Source organism: Streptomyces sp. NPDC050842, from assembly GCF_044456565.1.
Lineage (GTDB): Bacteria > Actinomycetota > Actinomycetes > Streptomycetales > Streptomycetaceae > Streptomyces.
Window position 1 is genome coordinate 257,510 of sequence record NZ_JBITGA010000001.1, and the last position, 18,894, is coordinate 276,403.

Genomic DNA, 18,894 nt, shown 5'->3' on the forward strand with positions numbered 1-18,894 from the left:
GCCCCCCGCTTTCCTGACGGCCTCCGGCGGGCCCGCTCAGTCGCGTACCGCGACCTTCTCCTTGGAGTCCGTGGACGCCGAGCGGGCGACGACGACCGATTCGGTGGTGCTCCGCCGCTTCCTCCGGAGGCCCGGCAGGGTGATCAGGAGTCCGGCCAGGGCGATGACCGTGACCACGGCGAGGCCCGGGCGGAAGCTGTCCAGGGCGGCCTGCGGAGACGGCGACGCCTCCCCGTCCGCGGTGATGACGGCGGTGATGACGGCGAGGAAGAGCGCGCCGCCGACCTGGATCGAGGTGTTGAGCAGTCCGGAGACCATGCCCTGTTCGCGGTCGTCCACGCCGTTGGTGGCCTGGATGTTGAGCGAGGGGAAGACCAGGGCGCAGGCGGCGCCGAGGAGCAGCATCGAGGGCAGGATCACGGCCGCGTACTGCGGGGTCAGCGAGATCCGCAGGAACAGCGCGTACGCGACGACGAGCAGCGTGAAGCCGACGGCGATCACCCGGGGCGTGCCGAAGCGGTCCACGATTCCGCCGATCTTCGTGGAGGAGAGCGCGACGAGCACGCCGGCCGGGAGGAAGGCCAGGGCCGTCTGGAGCGCGGACCAGCCGAGCAGGGACTGCATGTACTGGGTCACGATGAACTGGAAGGCCACGTACGAGCCGAAGAAGGCCGCCGCGCCGAGCTGGGCGCGGACCTGGGAGCCCGAGCGCAGCACCCCGAGCCGCACGAGCGGGCTCGCGCTCCGCCGTTCCACGAGGACGAAGGTGACGAGGAGGGCGGCGGCCACGAGGAAGGACAGCAGGGTCCGGGCGGAGGTCCAGCCGACCTCGGGGGCCTGGACGACGGTGAAGACGAGGAGCAGCATCGCGGCCGTGCCGGTGACGGCGCCCGGCAGGTCGTAGCCGCCGGAGGAGTCCTCGCGGGGGCTGTGCGGGATGAGGCGGAGCGCGAAGACGAGGGCGATCAGGGCGACGGGGGCGGGCAGGAGCATGGTCCAGCGCCAGCTGAGCTCGGTGAGCAGGCCGGACAGGACCAGGCCCATGGAGAAGCCGGTGGCGGCGCAGGTGGTGTAGATCGACAGCGCGCGGTTGCGCTCCGGGCCTTCCTTGAAGGTGGTCGTGATGATCGACAGGCCGGCGGGGGCGGTGAAGGCCGCGCTGAGGCCCTTGATGAACCGGCTGGCGATCAGGAGCGGGCCGGAGTCGACGAGTCCGCCGAGGAGCGAGGCGAGCGCGAAGACGGCGAGGGCGATGAGGAAGACGCGCCGGCGGCCGAGGAGGTCGGCCGCGCGGCCGCCGAGGAGCAGCAGGCCGCCGTATCCGAGGATGTAGCCGCTGACGATCCACTGGAGCGTGGCCGTGGAGAGGCCGAGATCGGTGGCGATCGAGGGCAGGGCGACGCCGACCATGGAGACGTCGAGGGCGTCGAGGAACATCGCGGCACAGAGCACGAGAAGGGTGCCCCAGAGCCGCGGCCTCCAGCGTTCCTGCGGGGCGGCCTTGGGTGTGGCGGTGAGCGGAGAGGTCATGCGCAGCACGGTACATGCGCGTGCATTGAATGCAAGCGCATTTAATTCCTGTGCAACAATATGGGTCGTTTCTGCTACCGTGCGGGCATGGCAGCGAACCAGTCCGAACGCGCGCTCGTGGACGAGTGGCGTGACGTCCTCGCCCTGCACGCCCGTACGACCTGTGAGCTCGACCGGGCCCTCCATCCGTACGGGCTCGGTGCCAGCGACTTCGAGGTCCTCGACGTCCTCGCCGAGGGCGCGGCCGACGACGGCCCGGGCTCCTGGCGGGTCCAGGAGCTCGCCGGGCGGGTCCACCTCAGCCAGAGCGCGCTGTCGCGTACGGTCGCGCGCCTGGAGAAGGACGGCCTGGTCCTGCGGGGGATGTGCGCCGAGGACCGGCGTGGTGTCCAGGTGAAGCTCACGGAGAAGGGCCTCGCGCGCCATGCCGAGGTGCGGCCGCTCCAGCGCGAGGTGCTGATCAGGATGCTGGACCGCAGCTCCTGAAGCGCGTCGGGCCCGGGTGGGGCCCTGTTCTCAGTTCCAGGTGACCGCCGAGTTCTCGCGCCACAGCCGCGCGAGCTCGTCGTCCCCGGTGAGGGTCACGGCGTCGGCCGGCAATCGGTTCCACAGGGCCAGGTACAGCCGCCCGGCCGTCCCGCTGAACTCCACGTCCGCCGCCGTCGTGGCTTGGGTGGTGCCCCGTTCCGTCCGGGGCGGTTCCGTGGCCGACAGGCGAACGGTCCAGACGTCGCCGGTGTCCGTAGCCCGCACCCGCAGGATCCGCGGCCCGGGCGTACGCACCCGGCTGCTCTCGCGGCCGTGGAAGCCGCGCAACAGCTCGTCGATCCCGTCGGCGGCCGACACCGGGTCGACGGGCCCCGGCCCGGTCGCGAGCGCCGACTCGGCGTCCGCGCGGTGGACGATCGTCTCGTGTGCCTGCCGCCGCGCCCAGAAGGCGAGCGGCGAGGGAGCGGGGAGGAAGGTCCAGCACTCCAGCGTCTCCGGCGCCGCGCGCAGGGCGGCGACCAGACCCGCGTGGCCCTCCCGGTAGCAGGCGAGCAACTCGTCGCCGTCGAGGGCCGGTTCGCCGCCGTCCGGGTGGTACGTGGTGTGACCCTCGACCACGAAGGCCGTGGCCCAGCGGTGCACCATCGTCGTGTGCCGCAGGAGGTCCCGGACCCGCCACCCCGGGCAGGTCGGGACCTCCGCGTCCGGCCCGGCCTCGGCCGCCGCCTCCGCGAGCGCCCGCCCGGCCGTCTCCAGCGCCGTGATGTGCTCTGCGACCTTCATCGTGCCCCCGTTGATCGTTTCCATGGGGCGGATTCTCGCAGCCCGCGTGCGTGCGCGTGATCAACTCACCGGTCTGGCGCCCGCGTTCCGCGCCCAGTAGCCCATCGCCGCGGCACCGGCGGCGAGGAGCGCGACGGTGGTGAGCGCCACCGGCAGGGAGAACCAGTCGGCGAGGAACCCGATGGACGGCGGGCCGAGCAGCATGCCCCCGTAACCGAGGGTGGAGGCCGTCGCCACCCCGCCGGGGCCCGCGATCGCGCCCGCGCGGGCGACGGCGACGGGGAAGATGTTGGCGAGGCCGAGGCCGGTCACCGCGAAGCCGAGGAGGGTGGCCCAGACGGTCGGGGCGAGCGCGCCGAGGAGCATACCGGCGGCGGCCGTGGCCCCGCCCGCGACGAGGGTACGGGTCTGGCCGAGCCGTTCCAGGAGGAGCGTGCCGGAGAGTCGGCCGGCGGTCATGGTCAGGGCGAAGACGGAGTAGCCGGCGGCGGCCACGCCCGGGTGGGCGCCCAGGTCCTGTTCGAGGTGGAGCGCGCCCCAGTCGGCCAGTGCCCCTTCGCCGTACGCCGTGCAGAGCGCGATCACGCCGAAGACGAGGACCGTACGGCGGGCCGCCCGCGACGGTCTCCCGGCGTTCGACGACGTCCCCGTCTCTCCCCGGAGGGATTCCGGTCGGCCGGGAGCGGTGTGGCGCAGGAGTACGGGCCCGGCGGCGGCCGTCATGGCCAGGCCGACGACCGTCAGGCCGAGGAGGTGGACGGCGGGGGACAGGCCTCCGGCGAGGAGCCCGCCGATGCCGGCGCCGAGCATGCCGCCGAGGCTGAACGCGGCGTGGAAGCTCGGCATCACCGGGCGGCGCAGGGCGGTCACCAGGTCCACGGCGGCGCTGTTCATGGCGACGTTGATCCCGCCGTACGCGGCGCCGAAGACCAGCAGGACGAGGCCGAGGGCCAGTGGGGACCGGGTGAGCGCAGGGAGGGCGACCGAGAGGGAGAGCAGGACGGCGGTGGCGACGGTGACGGCGTGGCTGCCGAAGCGGCGGCAGAGCCGCCCGGTCAGCGTCATGGTCACGACGGCGCCAGCCGAGACGCCGAGGAGGGCGAGTCCGAGGTCGCCGGCCGAGGCCCCGGTCTGCTGCTTGACGGCGGGGATGCGGACCACCCAGCCGGCGAAGAGGAATCCGTCGAGGGCGAAGAAGAGGGTCAGGGCGATGCGGAGGCGGGACAGGGAGCGGGTGGCGGTGTTTTCGCCGAAGCCCCCCGATGCGGCCGTCCGTACTTTGTTTAGTAGCGGCACAAACTCAGGATAGGGGGATCCCCCGGCCGCAATCAAGCGAGCGGCGGGCGAATCCGAAGGTGGCTCTTGATCATCGGCGGCCGCCGACCGACGGCCGACGCTGCGAGCCCGCCGACGACCTCGTGACCACCCGTCCCCTGAAGGCGGCGCCGACGAGGCCGCACCCCCCGCGCCGAACGGTGATGCCCACGGCCGTGCACGCTGATCGGGTGACAAAGGCCAGCTCATCGCAGTGAGGGCGCTCCCCAACGGGCCACTGGAGAGCATCGTTTCTGCGCCGGCGTGACCCCGGGATCCGACTGCCCGGCATTGGAGTGAGACGCCGTGTCCCGCCTTTTCGGGAGGCGTTTGACCGGCAGACGAGCACCTTCTGGCACGTCATTCCGAGATCTCGAGGAGTAGTCATGCGTTCTCTGGCCGCGTCTGTCCTGGCCGTGGGCATCCTGCTGGGCGGCGCCGGTGCCGCGCTCGCCAACGACGGAGTCGGGGCGGGTTACTTCTCCGCCGGTAGCGCGGGCTTCGCCTCGCACTGTGCGGCGACGGGCGTCCCGTCCGTGTACGGGACGATCTTCACCGGCTCGTGTTCGGAGAAGGGCTGGGAGAAGGGCCCGGAGGGCGCCTTCCTCGGCGCCCACTGACCTGACACCACCCCTGGCTCGGGCGGGGACGCAGCCCTCGCCCGAGCCGGCCCGCTCCGTACGTCATGCAGCCCCGCATCCCGAGCCGGCCCCCTCCGTACGTCATGCAGCCCCGCATCCGGTCCCGGAGCGCCCCCCCGGCTGGACCGACGAGGTGCCCGCCCGACCGCCCAGCGGACACACACCCCCGGCCGGCGGGTACCCCGCACCCCGTCCAGGGAACACCCCACCTCCCGATCATGGGAGACTCGCCCCCATGAACGGCAAGGCGACGACGATCCGGACACGGCTGGACAGGGGGCGCAACGCGCTCGGCCCCGCGCTGGAGCTGGTGCACACCGGAAGGGCGCCGACACGGGCCGTCCTCACCGCCGAGCTCGGCGTCACCCGGGCCACCGCCGGTGCGGTCGCCGCCGAGCTGGAGGCCCTCGGCCTCATCCGCGTCGACTCCAACCCCGGTGCCGCCGCCGGCTCCCAAGGGCGTCCCTCCCACCGGCTCGCCGTCGACGAGAAGGGCCCCGTCGCCCTCGCCGCCCAGGTCCACGCGGACGGCTTCCGGGCCGCGCTCGTCGGCCTCGGCGGCACCATCGTCGCCACGGCCCCCGGCTGCGTCACCGTCTCCGCCGACCCGGCCCAGGTCCTCGGCGCCGTCGTCGACGCGGGAGCCGCACTGCTCCGGGAGAGCGGCCGCCGCTGCGTCGGCGCCGGACTCGCCGCGCCCTCCGCCGTGGCCGAGCCCGAAGGCACGGCGCTCAACCCGCTCCACCTCGCCTGGCCCGCCGGTGCGCCGGTCCGGGAGATCTTCGCCGAGCGGGTACGGGCCGCCGGGATCGAGGGCCCGGCCTTCACCGGCAACGACGTCAACCTCGCCGCCCTCGCCGAGCACCGCCACGGCGCCGGGCGCGGCGCCCGCGACCTCCTCTGCGTCGCCACCGGCCACCGGGGCGTCGGCGGCGCGCTCGTCCTCGACGGGCGCCTGCACACCGGCAGCGCGGGCCTCGCCCTGGAAGTCGGTCATCTGACGGTCAATCCGGAAGGGCGCCCCTGCCACTGCGGCAGCCGCGGCTGCCTCGACGTCGAGACCGACCCGCTCGCCTTCCTCACGGTCGCCGGCCGGGACCCCGGACCCGAGGTCTCCCTGCTTCAGCAGTCCCGTGACCTGCTGCGGACCAGCCGGGACGACCCGGGCGTCCGGGTGGCGGTCGGGGAGCTGATCGACCGCCTCGGTCTCGGCCTCGCGGGACTGGTGAACATCCTCAACCCGGACCGGATCATCCTCGGCGGACTCCACCGCGAGCTCCTCGACGCCGACCCCGAGCGCCTCCGCGCGGTCGTCGCCGACCGCAGCCTCTGGGGCCGCAGCGGTGGTGTCCCGATCCTGCCCTGCACCCTGGACCACAACAGCCTGGTGGGGGCCGCCGAACTGGCCTGGCAGCCGGTGCTCGACGACCCCTTGGCCGCCCTCGGCCGGGAGCCCGCCTGAGCGTCCCCCTGGACCCGTCCTCGCTCAGCGGGACGCGAACGTGATGCGGCCCGGGGCCGGGGGAGTAGCGGGCGCCGTGGCGGACGTCGTGGCCTCCAGATGGGCGACCAGCGCCTCCAGGTCGGTCGTCTCACCGCCCTGGCGCGCGGTGACCTCCGCGAAGACGGTGAAGCCGTTCTCCCCGTTCGCGAGGAACTCGTTCAGGGCCACTTTGTACGTGGCCTCGCGCCCCAGCGGTTGTCCGTCGACCCGGACCGTGTCCGCGAGGAGACGCTCCGCGCCGGTCCTGCTCATGTCGACCGCGTACGAGAGCTCCTTCGCGTGCCCGCCGGCCCGTCGCCTGCCACACCGGCGCGGCGCGGAATGTCACCACAGAAACGGTCAAGCAATTCGGCCGGATGGGCGGATGACCTACCGCCGTCGTATCCAGTGCCGTGCCGGCCGAAAACCGATGGGCGCAGGAGAGCGCACGGCGTAGCGTTCCGCCTCATGATCACTTCCGATTCCAGTCTTCCCCCACGCCTCGGCAGCCTCACCTTCCACGGGCCCCTCTCCGAGGCCCGCGCCACCCGCATGATCGAACGGCTCGCCGCCGAACAGCCAGCGGATGTCCTCGACATCGGCTGCGGCTGGGGCGAGCTGCTCCTCCGCGCCCTGGACGACGCCCCGGGCGCCAAGGGGATCGGGATCGACATCAACGCCGAGGACCTGGCCCGCGGCCGGGCGCTCGCCGAGGAGCGCGGTCTCGCCGACCGCGTGCTCTTCGTCGAGGAGTCGGCGCTCGGCACCGACCGGGGCCCCGTCGACGCGATCCTCTGCCTCGGGTCGAGCCAGGCGCTCTGCGACCCCGAGCAGCCGCACGACCCCGCCGTCGCCCTCCGCGAACTGCGCCGACTGGTCCGCCCCGGCGGCCGCGTCGTGCTCGGCGAGGGCTTCTGGGAGCGCACGCCGACGCAGGAGGAGCTGGCCGGGATGTGGCCCGGCGCGCACACCGGCGAACACCTCTCCCTCGGCGCCCTCGTGGACCTCGCGATCGAGGCGGGCTTCCGCCCCGCGTGGATCGAGACGGCGAGCGCCGAGGAATGGGAGGAGTTCGAGTCCGGCTACCGGTACGACACCGAGGTCTGGCTCGCCGCCCACCCGGACCACCCGCTCGCCGCCGAGACCCGCGAGCGCGTCGACCGCCAGCGGTCGAGCTGGCTCAACGGCTACCGCCGGGCCCTCGGCATCGCGTACCTCACCCTCGTCGCCGTGGCCTGAGGCCGCGTCACCATCGCCGCAGTCCGGCCCCCAGTGCTTCGCGACCGGGGGTCGACAGATGCAGGACCCGGAAGCGCTCGCCCTCACCGGCGGGCGCTTCTCCATCGCCCAACGGCCCATCGGCCGCCCACAGCGTGAACGTGAGCAGCTCCCAGTGGCGCGGATCCACGGCCAGGGCCGAGGCGACCACACCGTCCCGTCGCGCCTCCCGCGCGTGCCGGTCCACCGCCTCCGCCACGGCCGCGCCCGGCGGCACCGCCTCACCGAGCGGGGTCCTGCGTCGCGTCGCCGTACCGGGAGCCGACGCGGCCGCCGGCCCCTCCTCGTACGACAGACCCGTCCAGTGCTGCACCACCGGCCGGCCGAAGTCGTTCACGATGCCCTGGAAGCCCGGCCCCCAGAGGAAGGAGTTCATGCCCGCGGGGGTGGCCCAGAGATAGAACGGCGCGTACTGGTTGACCGGCGATCCGGCCTCCCGCTCCCGGATCAGATAGGCCTTCAGCCCCAACCCCGGGAAGGTGTCCAGCAGATGGCCCCTCGTCGCGACCCGCTCGCGGATGATCCCCATGTCGTAGTCGGCGGGCAGAGTGATCTCGTACTGCATGGCGTGCACGGAACGGCCTCCGGTGACGTCGGACGGGGATCAGGCAGCGGCGAGAAGCGTCAGCAGTCCGCGTACGGCGCTGTCGAACGGCGCCCGTGAGCCCGTGGCGCGGGCCAGTACGTAGCCGCCCTGCACGGTCGCCACGACCGTCGCCGCGATCTCCTCGGGAATGAGGGACTCCCTCAACTCGCCGCTGTCCAGACCCTCCTGGACCACCTCGGCGAGTCGGCCGCGCAGCCGGCCGAGCACCTCCTCGACGGGGGCGCGCAGTTCCGGATGGGCGATCACCTCCGGGTCCATGGTCAGCCGCCCCACCGGGCAGCCGCGCAGGACCTCGCGCTCGCGCAGCAGGTACGCCTCGATCCGCGCGTACGCCGATCCCTCGCCGCCCAGCACGGCCTCGGCCGCCGCACCCATCTCGTCGGCGGTGCGCCGGATCGCCGCGAGCGCCAGGTCCGGCTTCCCGGCGAAGTGGTGGTACATGCTGCCCTGGCCCGCACCCGCCGCCTGCTGGACGGCCTTGGGGCTGGTGCCCACGTAGCCGCGCTCCCACAGCAGCTCGCGGGTGGCTTCGACGAGCCGCTCGGCGGTGGTCTTCGGAGTGCTCATGAGCGCACTGTACATACCAGTAGGTACAGAACGGAAGGCCCCAGCGGAGGGCCGCCGGAGGGCCGCCGGGGGGGAAGGCCAATGCAGTTGCTTTTGAGCTGCTGAGGTCGTTGCCCCTCGTGTGACGGGGTGGGGTGCGGGGCAGCGGGTTCGGATCGGGATCCTGACGAAGGTGTTCACCGCCGAGTTGGTCGACGCGGCGATAGCCAAGCACGACCGTGCCGAGCGGCGGCGTCGCCTCCTGCCTGCGCGGCTGATCGTGTACTTCGTCCTTGCTCTGTGTCTCTTCGCCCGGGAGTCGTACGAGGAGGTGCTGCGTGTGCTGACCAGCGGCATCCCGGGCAGCCGGACCCTGGCGAGCGTGAACCGGTCCTCGTTGTGCCGAGCGCGTTCCCGGCTTGGTGAAGAGGTGCTGGAGACCGTGTTCCGGCAGGTCGCTGGCCCGCTCGCCACCCCGGCCACGCCCGGCGCGTGGTGGCGGGGCCTGCGGCTCCTCGCCCTGGACGGCACCCAGTTCGATCTTCCGGATTCGACGAGCAACGGCGACACCTTCGACGGCCCCTCCACCACCGGCGGTGTCCCCTTCGGGTTCCCCCAGGTCAGGGCGGTGGTGCTGGCCGAGATCGGGACGCACGGGGTTCTTGATGCCCGCCTGGGCGGCTACCGCGACGGCGAACGCAGTCTCGCCTACCCGCTGGCCGGCTCCACCGGCCCTGGCGACCTGGTTATCGCCGACCGCGGCTTCTGGTCGGTCGAGTTCGCGCACAGATTCACTGCGACCGGAGCGAACCTGCTGGTCAGACTCCAGTCCAATCACCTCGGCACAGCTCAGGAAGAGCTTCCGGACGGCTCGTACCTGTCGATGGCGCGACCAGGCCAGGAGGTCCGGCTCCGGGCCGCCAGGGAAGGCCGGACTCTGCCGCAGCACACGATCTACCGCGTCATCGCCTTCGAGAAGGACAGCAAAGTCGCCTACCTGGGCACGACGGTGCTGGACCCCGGGCAGTACCCGGCCGCCGAACTGGTTGCGCTCTACCGGGAACGCTGGGAGATCGAGCTCGCCTTCGACGAGATCAAGAACCACCTCGGCCCCGGCGGGCCGATCAGGTCGCGGACACCAGAGGGCGTCCGGCAGGAACTGTGGGCCTACCTCGCGGTCCACCACGCAATCCGCCAGTTCGCCCACACAGCGGCGCTCGCCCGCCCGGCCGTGGACGCCGACCGTGTCTCCTACCTGAAGTGCGTCCGTATCATCCGCCGCAGCATCCCGTCCCAGCTCGGAGGGACCACCGCCAAGCTCACCCGCTCCTTCACCGAGGCCAGGCGGGAGGCACGCGCACGCCTCCTCCCGGCCCGGCGCAGTAGGGACTGCCCACGCGCGATCAAGAAGCCGAACCGCTGGCCCGTGCTGAGAACCCGCGCCAGACGCGGCAGCGTGCAACCCGGCCGCTGGGCCCACAACCCGACCTCGAAACCGAAGAGCACCCGCCGGGCCGGAAGGCCGGCACTCAAGGGAAGGCAAACCCCGCCGCCCTAACCATCTGCATGCTGTCCCCGGGGGCGGGGGAGCGTCAGTGCCAGCAGATAGCGTCTCTCGCGAATCTCGGGTTGGGAGCGCCATGAGCTGGGACATTCTTCTGCTGCCGCTACCTGCGGACCTCACGTCGATCGACGACCTTCCCGCTGATCACGAGCCGCCTCCCATCGGAAGCCGGTCCAGCGTCCACGAGGCACTCAGGTCAGCCGTGGGCGAGGTCGACCTGACCGATCCCGCCTGGGGCGAGTTGCTCGGTCCGACCTGGGTGATCGAACTCGGCATCGGTGAGCACGACCCTGTCGAGTCCGTCATGCTCCATGTCCGGGGCGGGGGAGACGACGTGCTCCCTGTGATCTTCCACATCTCCCGAGCCCTCGACTGCCGCGCCTTCGACTGCTCGACCGGCGAGCTGCTCACGGACGATGCTCCGGCCAGCTGGAACGCCTTCCAAGTATTTCGGGACAGGGCGATCGCGTCTGACCCAGCAGACAAGCCCTAGCTAGGTGCCGACGTCAGCGGCACGGTCGTTAAGGCAACTGCATTGGCCCGCGACGGCCCCCGGACCAGCCCGCCGTACTCCCGCTGTCGTACGCGCGAAGCCGCTGCCCGTACGACGCCCCGGACCCCCTCTCGGGGCGAGTCTCGAACCACGGACACATCACCTCAGCGCACCGAGGAGCTGAACCCTCATGAACACCCTCGCCACCACACTCGCCCACGCGGGCCCCGGCCCGTGGATCCTCCTCTTCCCCCTGGTCTGGGCCGTCGTCATCGCCGGGATCGTCACGGTCGCCCGCCGCGCCGGCCGGCGCCCGGGACGCGCCGGCCGCCCGTACCGCGACGGCGGGCCGGACGAGCACTCGCCGATCGCCCTGCTCGGCCACCGCTTCGCCGCCGGCGAGATCGACGAGGACGAGTACTGGCGGCGGCTCACCGTCCTGGAGGAGCAGTTCGGCCGCGCCCCGACCACCAAGGGGCGTCGGGCATGACCACCGCCACCCGCACCCCCGCCACGTACGCCGACGCCGCCCGGGTCCTGGACGCCGTCAGGTCTACGGGCGCGGCGACACCGAGGTCAGGGCCCTCGACGGGGTGAGCGTCGACTTCCCGGCCGGCCGCTTCACGGCCGTCATGGGCCCCTCGGGCTCGGGCAAGTCCACTCTCCTGCACTGCGCCGCCGGGCTCGACACCCTCACCTCCGGCGCCGCCTTCGTCGGCGGCACCGACCTCTCCACGCTCGACGACAGACGCCTGACGCTCCTGCGCCGCGACCGCGTCGGCTTCGTCTTCCAGGGCTTCAACCTGCTGTCGACCCTGACCGTCGCGGAGAACATCACCCTCCCGCTCGACCTCGCCGCACTCGCCCCCGCCCTGCCCGAGGGCGTCGAGGCCATCACCGGGCAGCGCGCGGCCGAGGAGGACACCGAAGCCGTCTCCGGCCGCTTCCTCGACCTCTTCACCACCTTCCTGCTGGTCTTCAGCGGGGACGCGGTGCTCGTCTCCGTCTTCACCATCCACAACACCTTCGCCGTCCTCGTCGCCCAGCGGACCCGCGAGAACGCCCTGCTCCGCGCCGTCGGCGCCGCCCGCCGTCAGGTCGTCACCGGCACCCTCGCCGAGGCGCTCGCCGTCGGACTGCTCGCCTCCGCCGCCGGACTCCTCGCCGGGATCGGCGTGGCCGCCGCCTCCAGGCCCTCTTACCGGCGATCGGCTTCCCCTTCCCCGAAGGCGGCCTCGTCATCACGGCCGGCTCCCTCGCCCTCCCACTCGGCGTCGGGCTCGCCGTCTGCGCCGGTTCGGCGCTCCTTCCCGCCGTACGGGCCGGACGCACGGCCCCGCTCGCCGCGCTCCGCGAGACGGACGTCGACGGATCGGGCACCTCCCGCGCCCGCGCGCTGACCGGCGGCGCCCTGCTGGTCGCCGCCGTCGCCACGGTCCTCGCCGGAGTGCTGGGCGAGTCCTCGCTGTGGCTCGCCGCGACCGGCGCGGGGCTCGCCGTCGCCGCCTTCGTGGTGCTCGGCCCGGTGGCCGCCTCGGTCGCCGTAGGCGCTCGGCCGGCCCCTGCGCGGCGCCAACCGCGGCCTCGCCCGCCGCAACGCGCTGCGCAGCCCCGGACGTACGGCCGCGACCGCCACGGCCCTGATGATCGGCGTCGCCGTCGTCACCCTCTTCACGGTCTTCGGCGCCTCCCTCAAGGCGACCATGGACCGCACCGTGGACCGCTCCTTCGCGGGCGACGTGGCCATCGGCGCACCCTCGTTCGGCGCGGGCGGCAGAGGGCTCAGCCCCCGGCTCGCCCCGGCGGTCGCGGCGCTGCCCGAGGTCGACACCGCTGTCGGCCTGGGGCGAGGCGTGGCGGAGGTCGACGGCCGGGGCCGCGCCCTGACCGTCACCGACCCGGCCGCGCTCGCCCGCACCCTCGACCTCGGGGACGTACGGGGCTCCCTCGCCGGACTCGGTACGGACGGGCTCGCCGTCGCCGCCGACGAGGCCGCCGCCTCCGGCCTGGCGCCCGGGCGGACCGCCGAGCTGACGTTCACGGACGGCACCCGGCAGTCCTTCATCGTCCGGGCCGTGTACGAGCGCGCCGACCTCGCCGGCGACTACCTCGTCACCCGGGAGGCCTGGGCCCCGCACCGCACCCAGGACGCCGACCGGTTCGTCGCCGTCGCCTTCGCGGACGGCGTGTCCGTCGCGGACGGCAAGGCGGCCGTGACCGCGGTCGCGGACCGGTACGGCCAGCCGGAGGTGCAGACCCGGGAGGAGTACGCGGCGGCCTCGGCGGGCGGCATCGACATGATGCTCACCCTCGTCTACGCGCTCCTCGCGCTCGCGGTCCTGATCGCGCTGCTCGGCATCGCGAACACGCTGACCCTCGCCGTCCACGAACGCACCCGCGAGCTGGGCCTGTTGCGGGCCGTCGGTCAGACCCGCGCCCAGCTGCGGGCCATGGTCCGCTGGGAGTCCGTCCTCGTCGCCGCCTTCGGCACGCTCGGCGGGCTCACGCTCGGTGCCTTCCTCGGCTGGGTCCTCGTCCGCTCCTCGGCGGGATCGGGCGACAGCGCGCTCGCCTTCGCGGTGCCGCTCGTACCGCTCGCGACCGTGGCCCTGGCCGGCGTCGCCGCCGGGGTCGCGGCGGCCTGGCGACCGGCGCGCAGGGCGGGCCGCCTGGAGATCCTCAGGGCCATCGCCACGGAGTGAGGACACCGGTGGGCCGGGCTACTCCGGAGGGACCGGCCGCTCCGGAGGGCCGGGCCACTCCGGCGGCCCGGCCCTCGGTCGTGTCCGGCCTCGCGGCGGGGCACCCGCTAGAGGGCCACCGCGGGCGCGCGCGTCGGATCGGCGGCGGGGACGGTGAGCGGATCGCCGGAGAGCGGATCGGCGGGGATGCTGAGCGGGACGCCGGGGAACCGGTCGTACCGCGGGAAGGAGCTCGCCGGCAGGACGTCCCGCACGGCGACCCGGCACACCTCGACCGGGACCGGGGGAGCCGGGGCCACGAGCGTGAACCACACGACCTTCCCGTCGGCGCCGCACGGGCGGACGCCCCAACTCTCGCTGACCGCGCCGATGATGGCGAGGCCCCGACCGCACGTGGCGAGCGCCTCTAGCGCCTCGAGTCCGTCGCCGACGCCGTCGACATCACCGTCGATGTCGGCGCCGTGCAGGGTTCCGGCCTTCGGTATTCGGGGGTCGTGGTCCCTGACCGAGACCGTGAGCCGGTCAAGCAGCAGCTCGATCTCGACCGTGCAGCGCTTGTCCGGCTGCGCGTGTCGATGGACATTGGTCAGAAGCTCGGTGACACCGAGCGCGGCATGGTCGATCAAAGCGTCGAGATGCCAGTGGCGCAGATGCGCGGAAACGATTCTGCGGACCTGTCCGATCCGCGACGGCAGGGCGTGGAGCTCCACCGCGTAATACCTGCTCGGCTCGCTGATCACGGCTGCGACTCCCCGAAGTAGTCCGGAAGAAGACGAAGATTCGGATCTCTCATGCGGTACAGCGGTACGGCGGGGTGGCGACCCAAGCACAACGTCACCACCTGTGAACCCTCGGTGAGGTGGTTCCAGCGTGAACCAGTGGTGACCGGGCCGCAACTCGCCGCGATCCGTGGCAGGTCAGCGCCCGGCAGCCCGCCTCAGCGCCGCGAGGAAGCTCCCCGACTCCTTGGTCCCGTCGCCGTCCCCGTGGTGCAGGGTCAGCCGGTACCGGGTCCCGTTCACCGTCGCCACCGCCTCGTCGGCCTTGGCGAACCACGGCCGCCCGGCGCGTACGGCGGTCACCGGCGCGCTGTCGATCTCGCTGCCGTAGCTCGTGAGCAGCGCGAGCCGGCCGTCCTCGATCCGTACCTCTCCCGCGCGCGTCAGGGCGCGCGGCCAGCGTGCGATCCGTACCCCCCGCGCGCTGAACTCGGGTTCCGCCATGCCGGTCCACCCCTTTCACCCGGTTGCCCCACCAGTGTGCCGGGCGGCCCGCGACCGCACCAGTAGCCCCGCCACAAGGGAAGCCTATGGGACATCAAAGGGAACGTTTGCCCAGGTGGGAGGGGTATCGTCGGCATCGGGAAGCAGTGTTGGCAAGCGAGGAGTGGGACGGATGAGCACCACGGAGAACAGCGCGACCGAGGCGCAGGCAACCGCGGGGCCGGAGACCACGGCACCGGTGGCCACGGCACCGGCGACCATCGACGTCGACCACAGCGATCCGGCCTACCGAGCCTGGCTGAAGGAGGCCGTCCGCAAGGTCCAGGCCGATGCCAACCGCTCCGCCGACACCCACCTCCTGCGCTTCCCGCTCCCCGAGAAGTGGGGCATCGACCTCTACCTCAAGGACGAGTCGACCCACCCCACCGGCAGCCTCAAGCACCGCCTCGCCCGCTCCCTCTTCCTCTACGGACTCTGCAACGGCTGGATCCGGCCGGGCAAGCCCGTCATCGAGGCCTCCAGCGGCTCGACGGCCGTCTCCGAGGCGTACTTCGCGAAGCTCGTCGGCGTCCCCTTCATCGCCGTCATGCCCCGCACGACCAGCCCCGAGAAGTGCCGGCTCATCGAGTTCCACGGCGGGGAGTGTCACTTCGTCGACGACGCGCGGACCATCTACGAGGAGTCCGCGGCCCTCGCCGCGCGCACCGGCGGCCACTACATGGACCAGTTCACCTACGCCGAGCGGGCCACAGACTGGCGCGGTAACAACAACATCGCCGAATCGATCTACCAGCAGCTGACGTTGGAGCGCTACCCGGAGCCCACCTGGATCGTGGCCACCGCGGGCACCGGCGGTACCTCGGCGACCATCGCCCGCTACGTCCACTACATGCAGCACGACACCCGGATCTGTGTCGCCGACCCGGAGAACTCCTGCTTCTTCGACGGGTGGACGCACAACGACCCCGACGCGACCGCCGACTGCGGCTCGCGCATCGAGGGCATCGGCCGCCCCCGCATGGAGCCGAGCTTCGTCCCCGGCGCGATCGACCGCATGATGAAGGTCCCCGACGCCGCGAGCGTCGCCGCCGTCCGCGCCCTGGAGACGGCCATAGGGCGCAAGGCGGGCGGCTCCACCGGCACCGGCCTCTGGAGCGCCTTCAAGATCGTGGCCGAGATGGTCGAGCAGGAGCGCACCGGCAGCATCGTCACGCTGATCTGCGACCCGGGCGAGCGCTACCTCGACAAGTACTACTCCGACGACTGGCTGGCCGCCCAGGGCCTGGACATCACCCCGTACAGCGCCGCTATCGAGCGGTTCCTGGCGACGGGGGCCTGGCCGGAGTGAGCCGCCGGTCCAGGCGGCGGGCCGCGTCCCGGAAGGACAGGCCCACGCCGGGGCGGGCGAGGAGGAGCGCGAGCCGGACCGCGGCCGCGCCGTCGACGGCCATCGTCCACCGCAGGCGCGTGCCCTTCCCGGCGGGGGAGAGGACCCACTCCTCCGCGAGCGCCGTGACGCCCGGGGCGTTCGTCAGGTCCACCCGGTAGCCGTAGCGGACGTCGGGCTCGGCGGCGAGGATCGTCTCCTCGAAGACGATCCCGCCCCGCAGCCGTATCGTCCGGCCCGCCCCGTCCCCCGTCGGTACGGCGGAGGTGACGGCCGTGAACCAGGACGGCATGCTGCCCACCTCCACGGCCACGGACCGGTAGACGGCCGACGGGGGTGCCGCCAGCGTCGCCGTGTGGACGAGACGGACGGGTGCGCTCGCGGTGAAGTCGAGCTCCACCGGCCTCAGTCGGCGTGCCATGGACCGAACCTCCCCGGGGACGGATGTGGAAGTGAACCCTAGCTGACGGCATGTCAATGGCACAGGGTGGCGGCGGCCTCCGCGCATGATGGCCTGCGCAGGGGATCTCGCCGGACCGGAAGGGGAACCACCTTGTCCACCACAGCACCACGCCCGTCCCGCCGCACCGCACTCGCACTCGGCGCCGGCACCGCACTCACCTCCGTCCTCCCACTCGGGGGGGACGGCCCACGCTTCGACGGGCCGAGGCCGACGGGACCGTCTCACCACCCGGCTGCGGGAGCTTGAGGACGAGCACTCCGCCCGGCTGGGCGTGTTCGCGCACGATGTCCGCACCGGCCGGACGGTGGCGTACCGCGCCGACGAGCGCTTCCCGATGTGCTCGGTGTTCAAGACCCTCGCCGCCGCTGCCGTCCTGCGCGACCTCGACCACGACGGCACGTTCCTGGCGAAGCGCGTCCGCTACACGGAGGCGCTGGTCGAGCGGTCGGGCTTCTCGCCGAGGACCGGGCTGCCGGAGAACCTCGCCGACGGGATGACCGTCGCCGGGCTCTGCGACGCGACCCTGCGCTACAGCGACAACACCGCCGCGAATCTGCTGCTGCGCGCACTGGGCGGGCCGACGGCCGTCACCCGGTTCGCCCGGTCGATCGGGGACGGCGTCACCCGACTGGACCGCTGGGAGCCCGAGTTGAACTCCGCCGAACCCTGGCGCGAGACCGACGTCACCACCCCGCGCGCCATCGGCCGGGCCTACGGGCGCCTCGTCCTCGGCGACGCGCTGACGCCCCGGGACCGCGACCGGCTGACCGGCTGGATGCTCGCCAACACCACCAGCGGCGAACGGTTCCGCAAGGGACTGCCCGCCGACTGGATCCTCGCCGACAAGACCGGCGGCGGGCGGTACGGCGGCAACAACGACGCGGGCATCGCCTGGCCACCGACCGGCGGCCCGGTCCTGCTGGCCGTCCTGACGGCCAAGCCCGAGGAGGACGCACCGGCCGACAACCCGCTCGTGGCCAGGGCGGCGGCCCTGGTGGCGGCGGAACTCCGCCCTTAGGACACCAGGGCCTGTCCGGCGGATCATGGCCGGGGTCCGATCATGATCCGCCGGACAGGCCCTAGGTGCGGAGCAAGCCGTCCACGGCCCGGCCGAACAGGGCCCGCCCCGCACGCGCCAGGACCGGGTCGAAGGCGCGGGGGAGCCCTCGTACCGCGAGCTCCTCCGTCCACTCGACCCGGCAGCCGCCGTCCGCGGGCCCCGTCACCGCGATCTCCGCCCAACCCCGTACGACCCGGCCGGACTTCTCCAGGCGGCACACGCCCGGGCGCCCGGCCTCCGGCGGCTCCCAGCGCACGACCTCCATCGGGTCGTCGAAGGCCAGCCGGCCGATCCCGGTCCGCGCCGTGAACCGCGTACCGGCCCCGCTCGGCCCCGGCGTCAGGACGCTCGTCCGGGTCAGCGGCACCTGGCGGCCGTGCGCCGGCCAGTCCGTCAGCCGCCGCCACACCTCGTCCGGTGTCAGCGGGACGGTCCGCTCGACCCGGAACAGAGTCACGCCGTTTCCTCGCCCGCCACCACAAGCCCCGGCAGGTGCTCCGCCACCTCGCTACGTACGTCCTCGCCCATCCCGCGGTCCGTCACCCAGGTGTCGACCTCGCCCAGGTCGGCGAAGGAACTCAGGCCCACGGTCCCCCACTTGGTGTGGTCGGCGACCACCACCACCCGGCGTGCCGACCGCATCAGACAGTGGTTCGTCTCCGCCTCCGCGAGGTTCGGCGTCGACAGCCCCGCCTCGACCGAGATGCCGTGCACCCCGAGGAACAGCAGGTCGAAGTGGAGCGAGCGGATCGCCCGGTCGGCCACCGCCCCGACCAGCGCGTCGGACGGCGTGCGTACCCCGCCCGTGAGGACGACGGTCGCCGCCCCGCGGCGCACCTCGCTCCCGCCGCCGGACAGTTGCGCCTCGTGGAACACGTCCGCGACCCGCACCGAGTTGGTCACCACCGTCAGATCCGGTACGTCGAGCAGATGCCGGGCCAGCGCGTACGTCGTCGTCCCGCCGGACAGGGCGATCGCCGTGCCCGGCGCGACCAGGGCCGCCGCGGCCCGCGCGATCTCGTCCTTGGCGCTCGGTTCGAGCACCGACTTGGCTTCGAAGCCCGGCTCATGGGTGCTCGCCTCGACCACCGGCACGGCCCCGCCGTGCACCTTCGCCAGCATGCCCTGCCGGGCGAGGGCGTCCAGGTCGCGGCGGATCGTCATGTCCGAGACGTTCAGTCGACGGGTCAGTTCGTTGACCCGTACACCACCGCGCCGCCGGACCTCGTCGAGGATCAGGGCGCGCCGCTGCTCCGCGAGGAGGTTCTGGTTGTCAGTCACCGCCGGGGCCGGTCCTTCCGCAGGGGACGAGGGGATCAGTGTCGGATTCG

At 73.0% G+C, this 18,894-nt stretch carries 20 protein-coding genes and 3 pseudogenes; 12 read left to right on the forward strand and 11 right to left on the reverse strand.

From position 1 onward, the window contains the following. Positions 1 to 36: 36 nt before the first annotated feature. On the reverse strand, positions 37 to 1,530 hold the full coding sequence (locus ACIBG6_RS01205; protein WP_399220384.1) for an MFS transporter: 1,494 nt from the start codon (positions 1,528 to 1,530) through the stop codon (positions 37 to 39). Between the two features lie 87 nt (positions 1,531 to 1,617). On the opposite strand from ACIBG6_RS01205, the gene ACIBG6_RS01210 reads away from it, so the two are divergent. Next, a complete protein-coding gene (locus ACIBG6_RS01210) occupies positions 1,618 to 2,016 on the forward strand; it encodes a MarR family transcriptional regulator (protein ID WP_317593492.1) in 399 nt (132 codons plus the stop codon). Between the two features lie 30 nt (positions 2,017 to 2,046). On the opposite strand, the gene ACIBG6_RS01215 is transcribed toward ACIBG6_RS01210, so the two are convergent. Together ACIBG6_RS01215 and ACIBG6_RS01220 are read right to left on the reverse strand one after the other, a co-directional pair. Continuing rightward, entirely contained in the window at positions 2,047 to 2,802 is a 756-nt protein-coding gene (locus ACIBG6_RS01215) for a maleylpyruvate isomerase family mycothiol-dependent enzyme (protein WP_399221150.1), read from the reverse strand. A 60-nt stretch (positions 2,803 to 2,862) separates the two neighbouring features. Continuing rightward, on the reverse strand, positions 2,863 to 4,098 hold the full coding sequence (locus tag ACIBG6_RS01220; protein ID WP_399220385.1) for an MFS transporter: 1,236 nt from the start codon (positions 4,096 to 4,098) through the stop codon (positions 2,863 to 2,865). A gap of 404 nt (positions 4,099 to 4,502) precedes the next feature. Between ACIBG6_RS01220 and ACIBG6_RS01225 the strand changes: the two genes are divergently transcribed. Further along, complete coding sequence (locus ACIBG6_RS01225) at positions 4,503 to 4,736, forward strand: hypothetical protein (RefSeq protein WP_399220387.1); 234 nt, start codon at positions 4,503 to 4,505, stop codon at positions 4,734 to 4,736. A 256-nt stretch (positions 4,737 to 4,992) separates the two neighbouring features. Next, on the forward strand, positions 4,993 to 6,219 hold the full coding sequence (locus ACIBG6_RS01230) for an ROK family protein (protein WP_399220388.1): 1,227 nt from the start codon (positions 4,993 to 4,995) through the stop codon (positions 6,217 to 6,219). Between the two features lie 24 nt (positions 6,220 to 6,243). On the opposite strand, the pseudogene ACIBG6_RS01235 reads toward ACIBG6_RS01230, so the two are convergent. Next, positions 6,244 to 6,522: pseudogene (locus tag ACIBG6_RS01235) on the reverse strand (5'-nucleotidase C-terminal domain-containing protein); the annotation flags it as partial. A 186-nt stretch (positions 6,523 to 6,708) separates the two neighbouring features. Here ACIBG6_RS01235 and ACIBG6_RS01240 point away from each other — a divergent pair. Continuing rightward, on the forward strand, positions 6,709 to 7,479 hold the full coding sequence (locus ACIBG6_RS01240) for an SAM-dependent methyltransferase (protein ID WP_399220389.1): 771 nt from the start codon (positions 6,709 to 6,711) through the stop codon (positions 7,477 to 7,479). Positions 7,480 to 7,486: 7 nt separating this feature from the next. Here ACIBG6_RS01240 and ACIBG6_RS01245 read toward each other — a convergent pair whose 3' ends face one another. Both ACIBG6_RS01245 and ACIBG6_RS01250 read right to left on the reverse strand, forming a co-directional pair. Continuing rightward, complete coding sequence (locus tag ACIBG6_RS01245) at positions 7,487 to 8,092, reverse strand: DUF4865 family protein (protein ID WP_399220390.1); 606 nt, start codon at positions 8,090 to 8,092, stop codon at positions 7,487 to 7,489. 30 nt (positions 8,093 to 8,122) lie between these two features. Beyond that, positions 8,123 to 8,707, reverse strand: coding sequence for a TetR/AcrR family transcriptional regulator (locus tag ACIBG6_RS01250; protein ID WP_399220392.1), 585 nt, complete (start codon positions 8,705 to 8,707; stop codon positions 8,123 to 8,125). Positions 8,708 to 8,813: 106 nt separating this feature from the next. Between ACIBG6_RS01250 and ACIBG6_RS01255 the strand changes: the two genes are divergently transcribed. The 6 genes and pseudogenes from ACIBG6_RS01255 to ACIBG6_RS01280 all read left to right on the forward strand — a co-directional run bounded on the left by ACIBG6_RS01255 (position 8,814) and on the right by ACIBG6_RS01280 (position 13,430). Continuing rightward, the gene (locus ACIBG6_RS01255) at positions 8,814 to 10,229 is read left to right on the forward strand and encodes an IS4 family transposase (RefSeq protein ID WP_399220393.1); all 1,416 of its coding nucleotides are present in this window, start codon (positions 8,814 to 8,816) and stop codon (positions 10,227 to 10,229) included. Between the two features lie 82 nt (positions 10,230 to 10,311). Then, positions 10,312 to 10,728, forward strand: coding sequence for a hypothetical protein (locus tag ACIBG6_RS01260; protein WP_399220394.1), 417 nt, complete (start codon positions 10,312 to 10,314; stop codon positions 10,726 to 10,728). A gap of 190 nt (positions 10,729 to 10,918) precedes the next feature. After that, positions 10,919 to 11,218 carry an SHOCT domain-containing protein gene (locus tag ACIBG6_RS01265; protein WP_399220395.1) on the forward strand — a complete coding sequence of 100 codons (300 nt, stop codon included), beginning with the start codon at positions 10,919 to 10,921 and terminating at the stop codon, positions 11,216 to 11,218. Then, positions 11,215 to 11,585 (forward strand): annotated as a pseudogene (locus tag ACIBG6_RS01270) (ATP-binding cassette domain-containing protein); the annotation flags it as partial. The gene ACIBG6_RS01265 and the pseudogene ACIBG6_RS01270, both read left to right, overlap by 4 nt. A gap of 114 nt (positions 11,586 to 11,699) precedes the next feature. After that, a complete protein-coding gene (locus ACIBG6_RS01275) occupies positions 11,700 to 12,128 on the forward strand; it encodes an FtsX-like permease family protein (RefSeq protein WP_399221151.1) in 429 nt (142 codons plus the stop codon). A 201-nt stretch (positions 12,129 to 12,329) separates the two neighbouring features. Next, the gene (locus ACIBG6_RS01280) at positions 12,330 to 13,430 is read left to right on the forward strand and encodes an ABC transporter permease (RefSeq protein ID WP_399221152.1); all 1,101 of its coding nucleotides are present in this window, start codon (positions 12,330 to 12,332) and stop codon (positions 13,428 to 13,430) included. Positions 13,431 to 13,537: 107 nt separating this feature from the next. On the opposite strand, the gene ACIBG6_RS01285 is transcribed toward ACIBG6_RS01280, so the two are convergent. Both ACIBG6_RS01285 and ACIBG6_RS01290 read right to left on the reverse strand, forming a co-directional pair. Beyond that, complete coding sequence (locus tag ACIBG6_RS01285) at positions 13,538 to 14,170, reverse strand: ATP-binding protein (protein ID WP_399220396.1); 633 nt, start codon at positions 14,168 to 14,170, stop codon at positions 13,538 to 13,540. A 177-nt stretch (positions 14,171 to 14,347) separates the two neighbouring features. Beyond that, positions 14,348 to 14,653 (reverse strand): hypothetical protein, encoded by a 306-nt coding sequence (locus ACIBG6_RS01290; RefSeq protein ID WP_317593481.1) that lies wholly within the window; start codon positions 14,651 to 14,653, stop codon positions 14,348 to 14,350. A 172-nt stretch (positions 14,654 to 14,825) separates the two neighbouring features. On the opposite strand from ACIBG6_RS01290, the gene ACIBG6_RS01295 reads away from it, so the two are divergent. Continuing rightward, positions 14,826 to 16,001, forward strand: coding sequence for a PLP-dependent cysteine synthase family protein (locus tag ACIBG6_RS01295; RefSeq protein ID WP_399220397.1), 1,176 nt, complete (start codon positions 14,826 to 14,828; stop codon positions 15,999 to 16,001). Here the strand turns inward: ACIBG6_RS01295 and ACIBG6_RS01300 are convergent. Beyond that, positions 15,961 to 16,461 carry an SRPBCC family protein gene (locus tag ACIBG6_RS01300; protein WP_399220398.1) on the reverse strand — a complete coding sequence of 167 codons (501 nt, stop codon included), beginning with the start codon at positions 16,459 to 16,461 and terminating at the stop codon, positions 15,961 to 15,963. The two genes, ACIBG6_RS01295 and ACIBG6_RS01300, sit on opposite strands and share 41 nt — an antisense overlap. Before the next feature lie 132 nt (positions 16,462 to 16,593). Between ACIBG6_RS01300 and bla the strand changes: the two are divergent. Then, positions 16,594 to 17,521 (forward strand): annotated as a pseudogene (gene bla, locus ACIBG6_RS01305) (class A beta-lactamase). A gap of 61 nt (positions 17,522 to 17,582) precedes the next feature. On the opposite strand, the gene ACIBG6_RS01310 reads toward bla, so the two are convergent. Further along, positions 17,583 to 18,020 carry an SRPBCC family protein gene (locus ACIBG6_RS01310; RefSeq protein ID WP_399220399.1) on the reverse strand — a complete coding sequence of 146 codons (438 nt, stop codon included), beginning with the start codon at positions 18,018 to 18,020 and terminating at the stop codon, positions 17,583 to 17,585. Next, positions 18,017 to 18,844 carry a DeoR/GlpR family DNA-binding transcription regulator gene (locus ACIBG6_RS01315; protein WP_399220400.1) on the reverse strand — a complete coding sequence of 276 codons (828 nt, stop codon included), beginning with the start codon at positions 18,842 to 18,844 and terminating at the stop codon, positions 18,017 to 18,019. The genes ACIBG6_RS01310 and ACIBG6_RS01315 overlap by 4 nt, the downstream gene beginning before the upstream one ends. Positions 18,845 to 18,894: the final 50 nt, after the last annotated feature.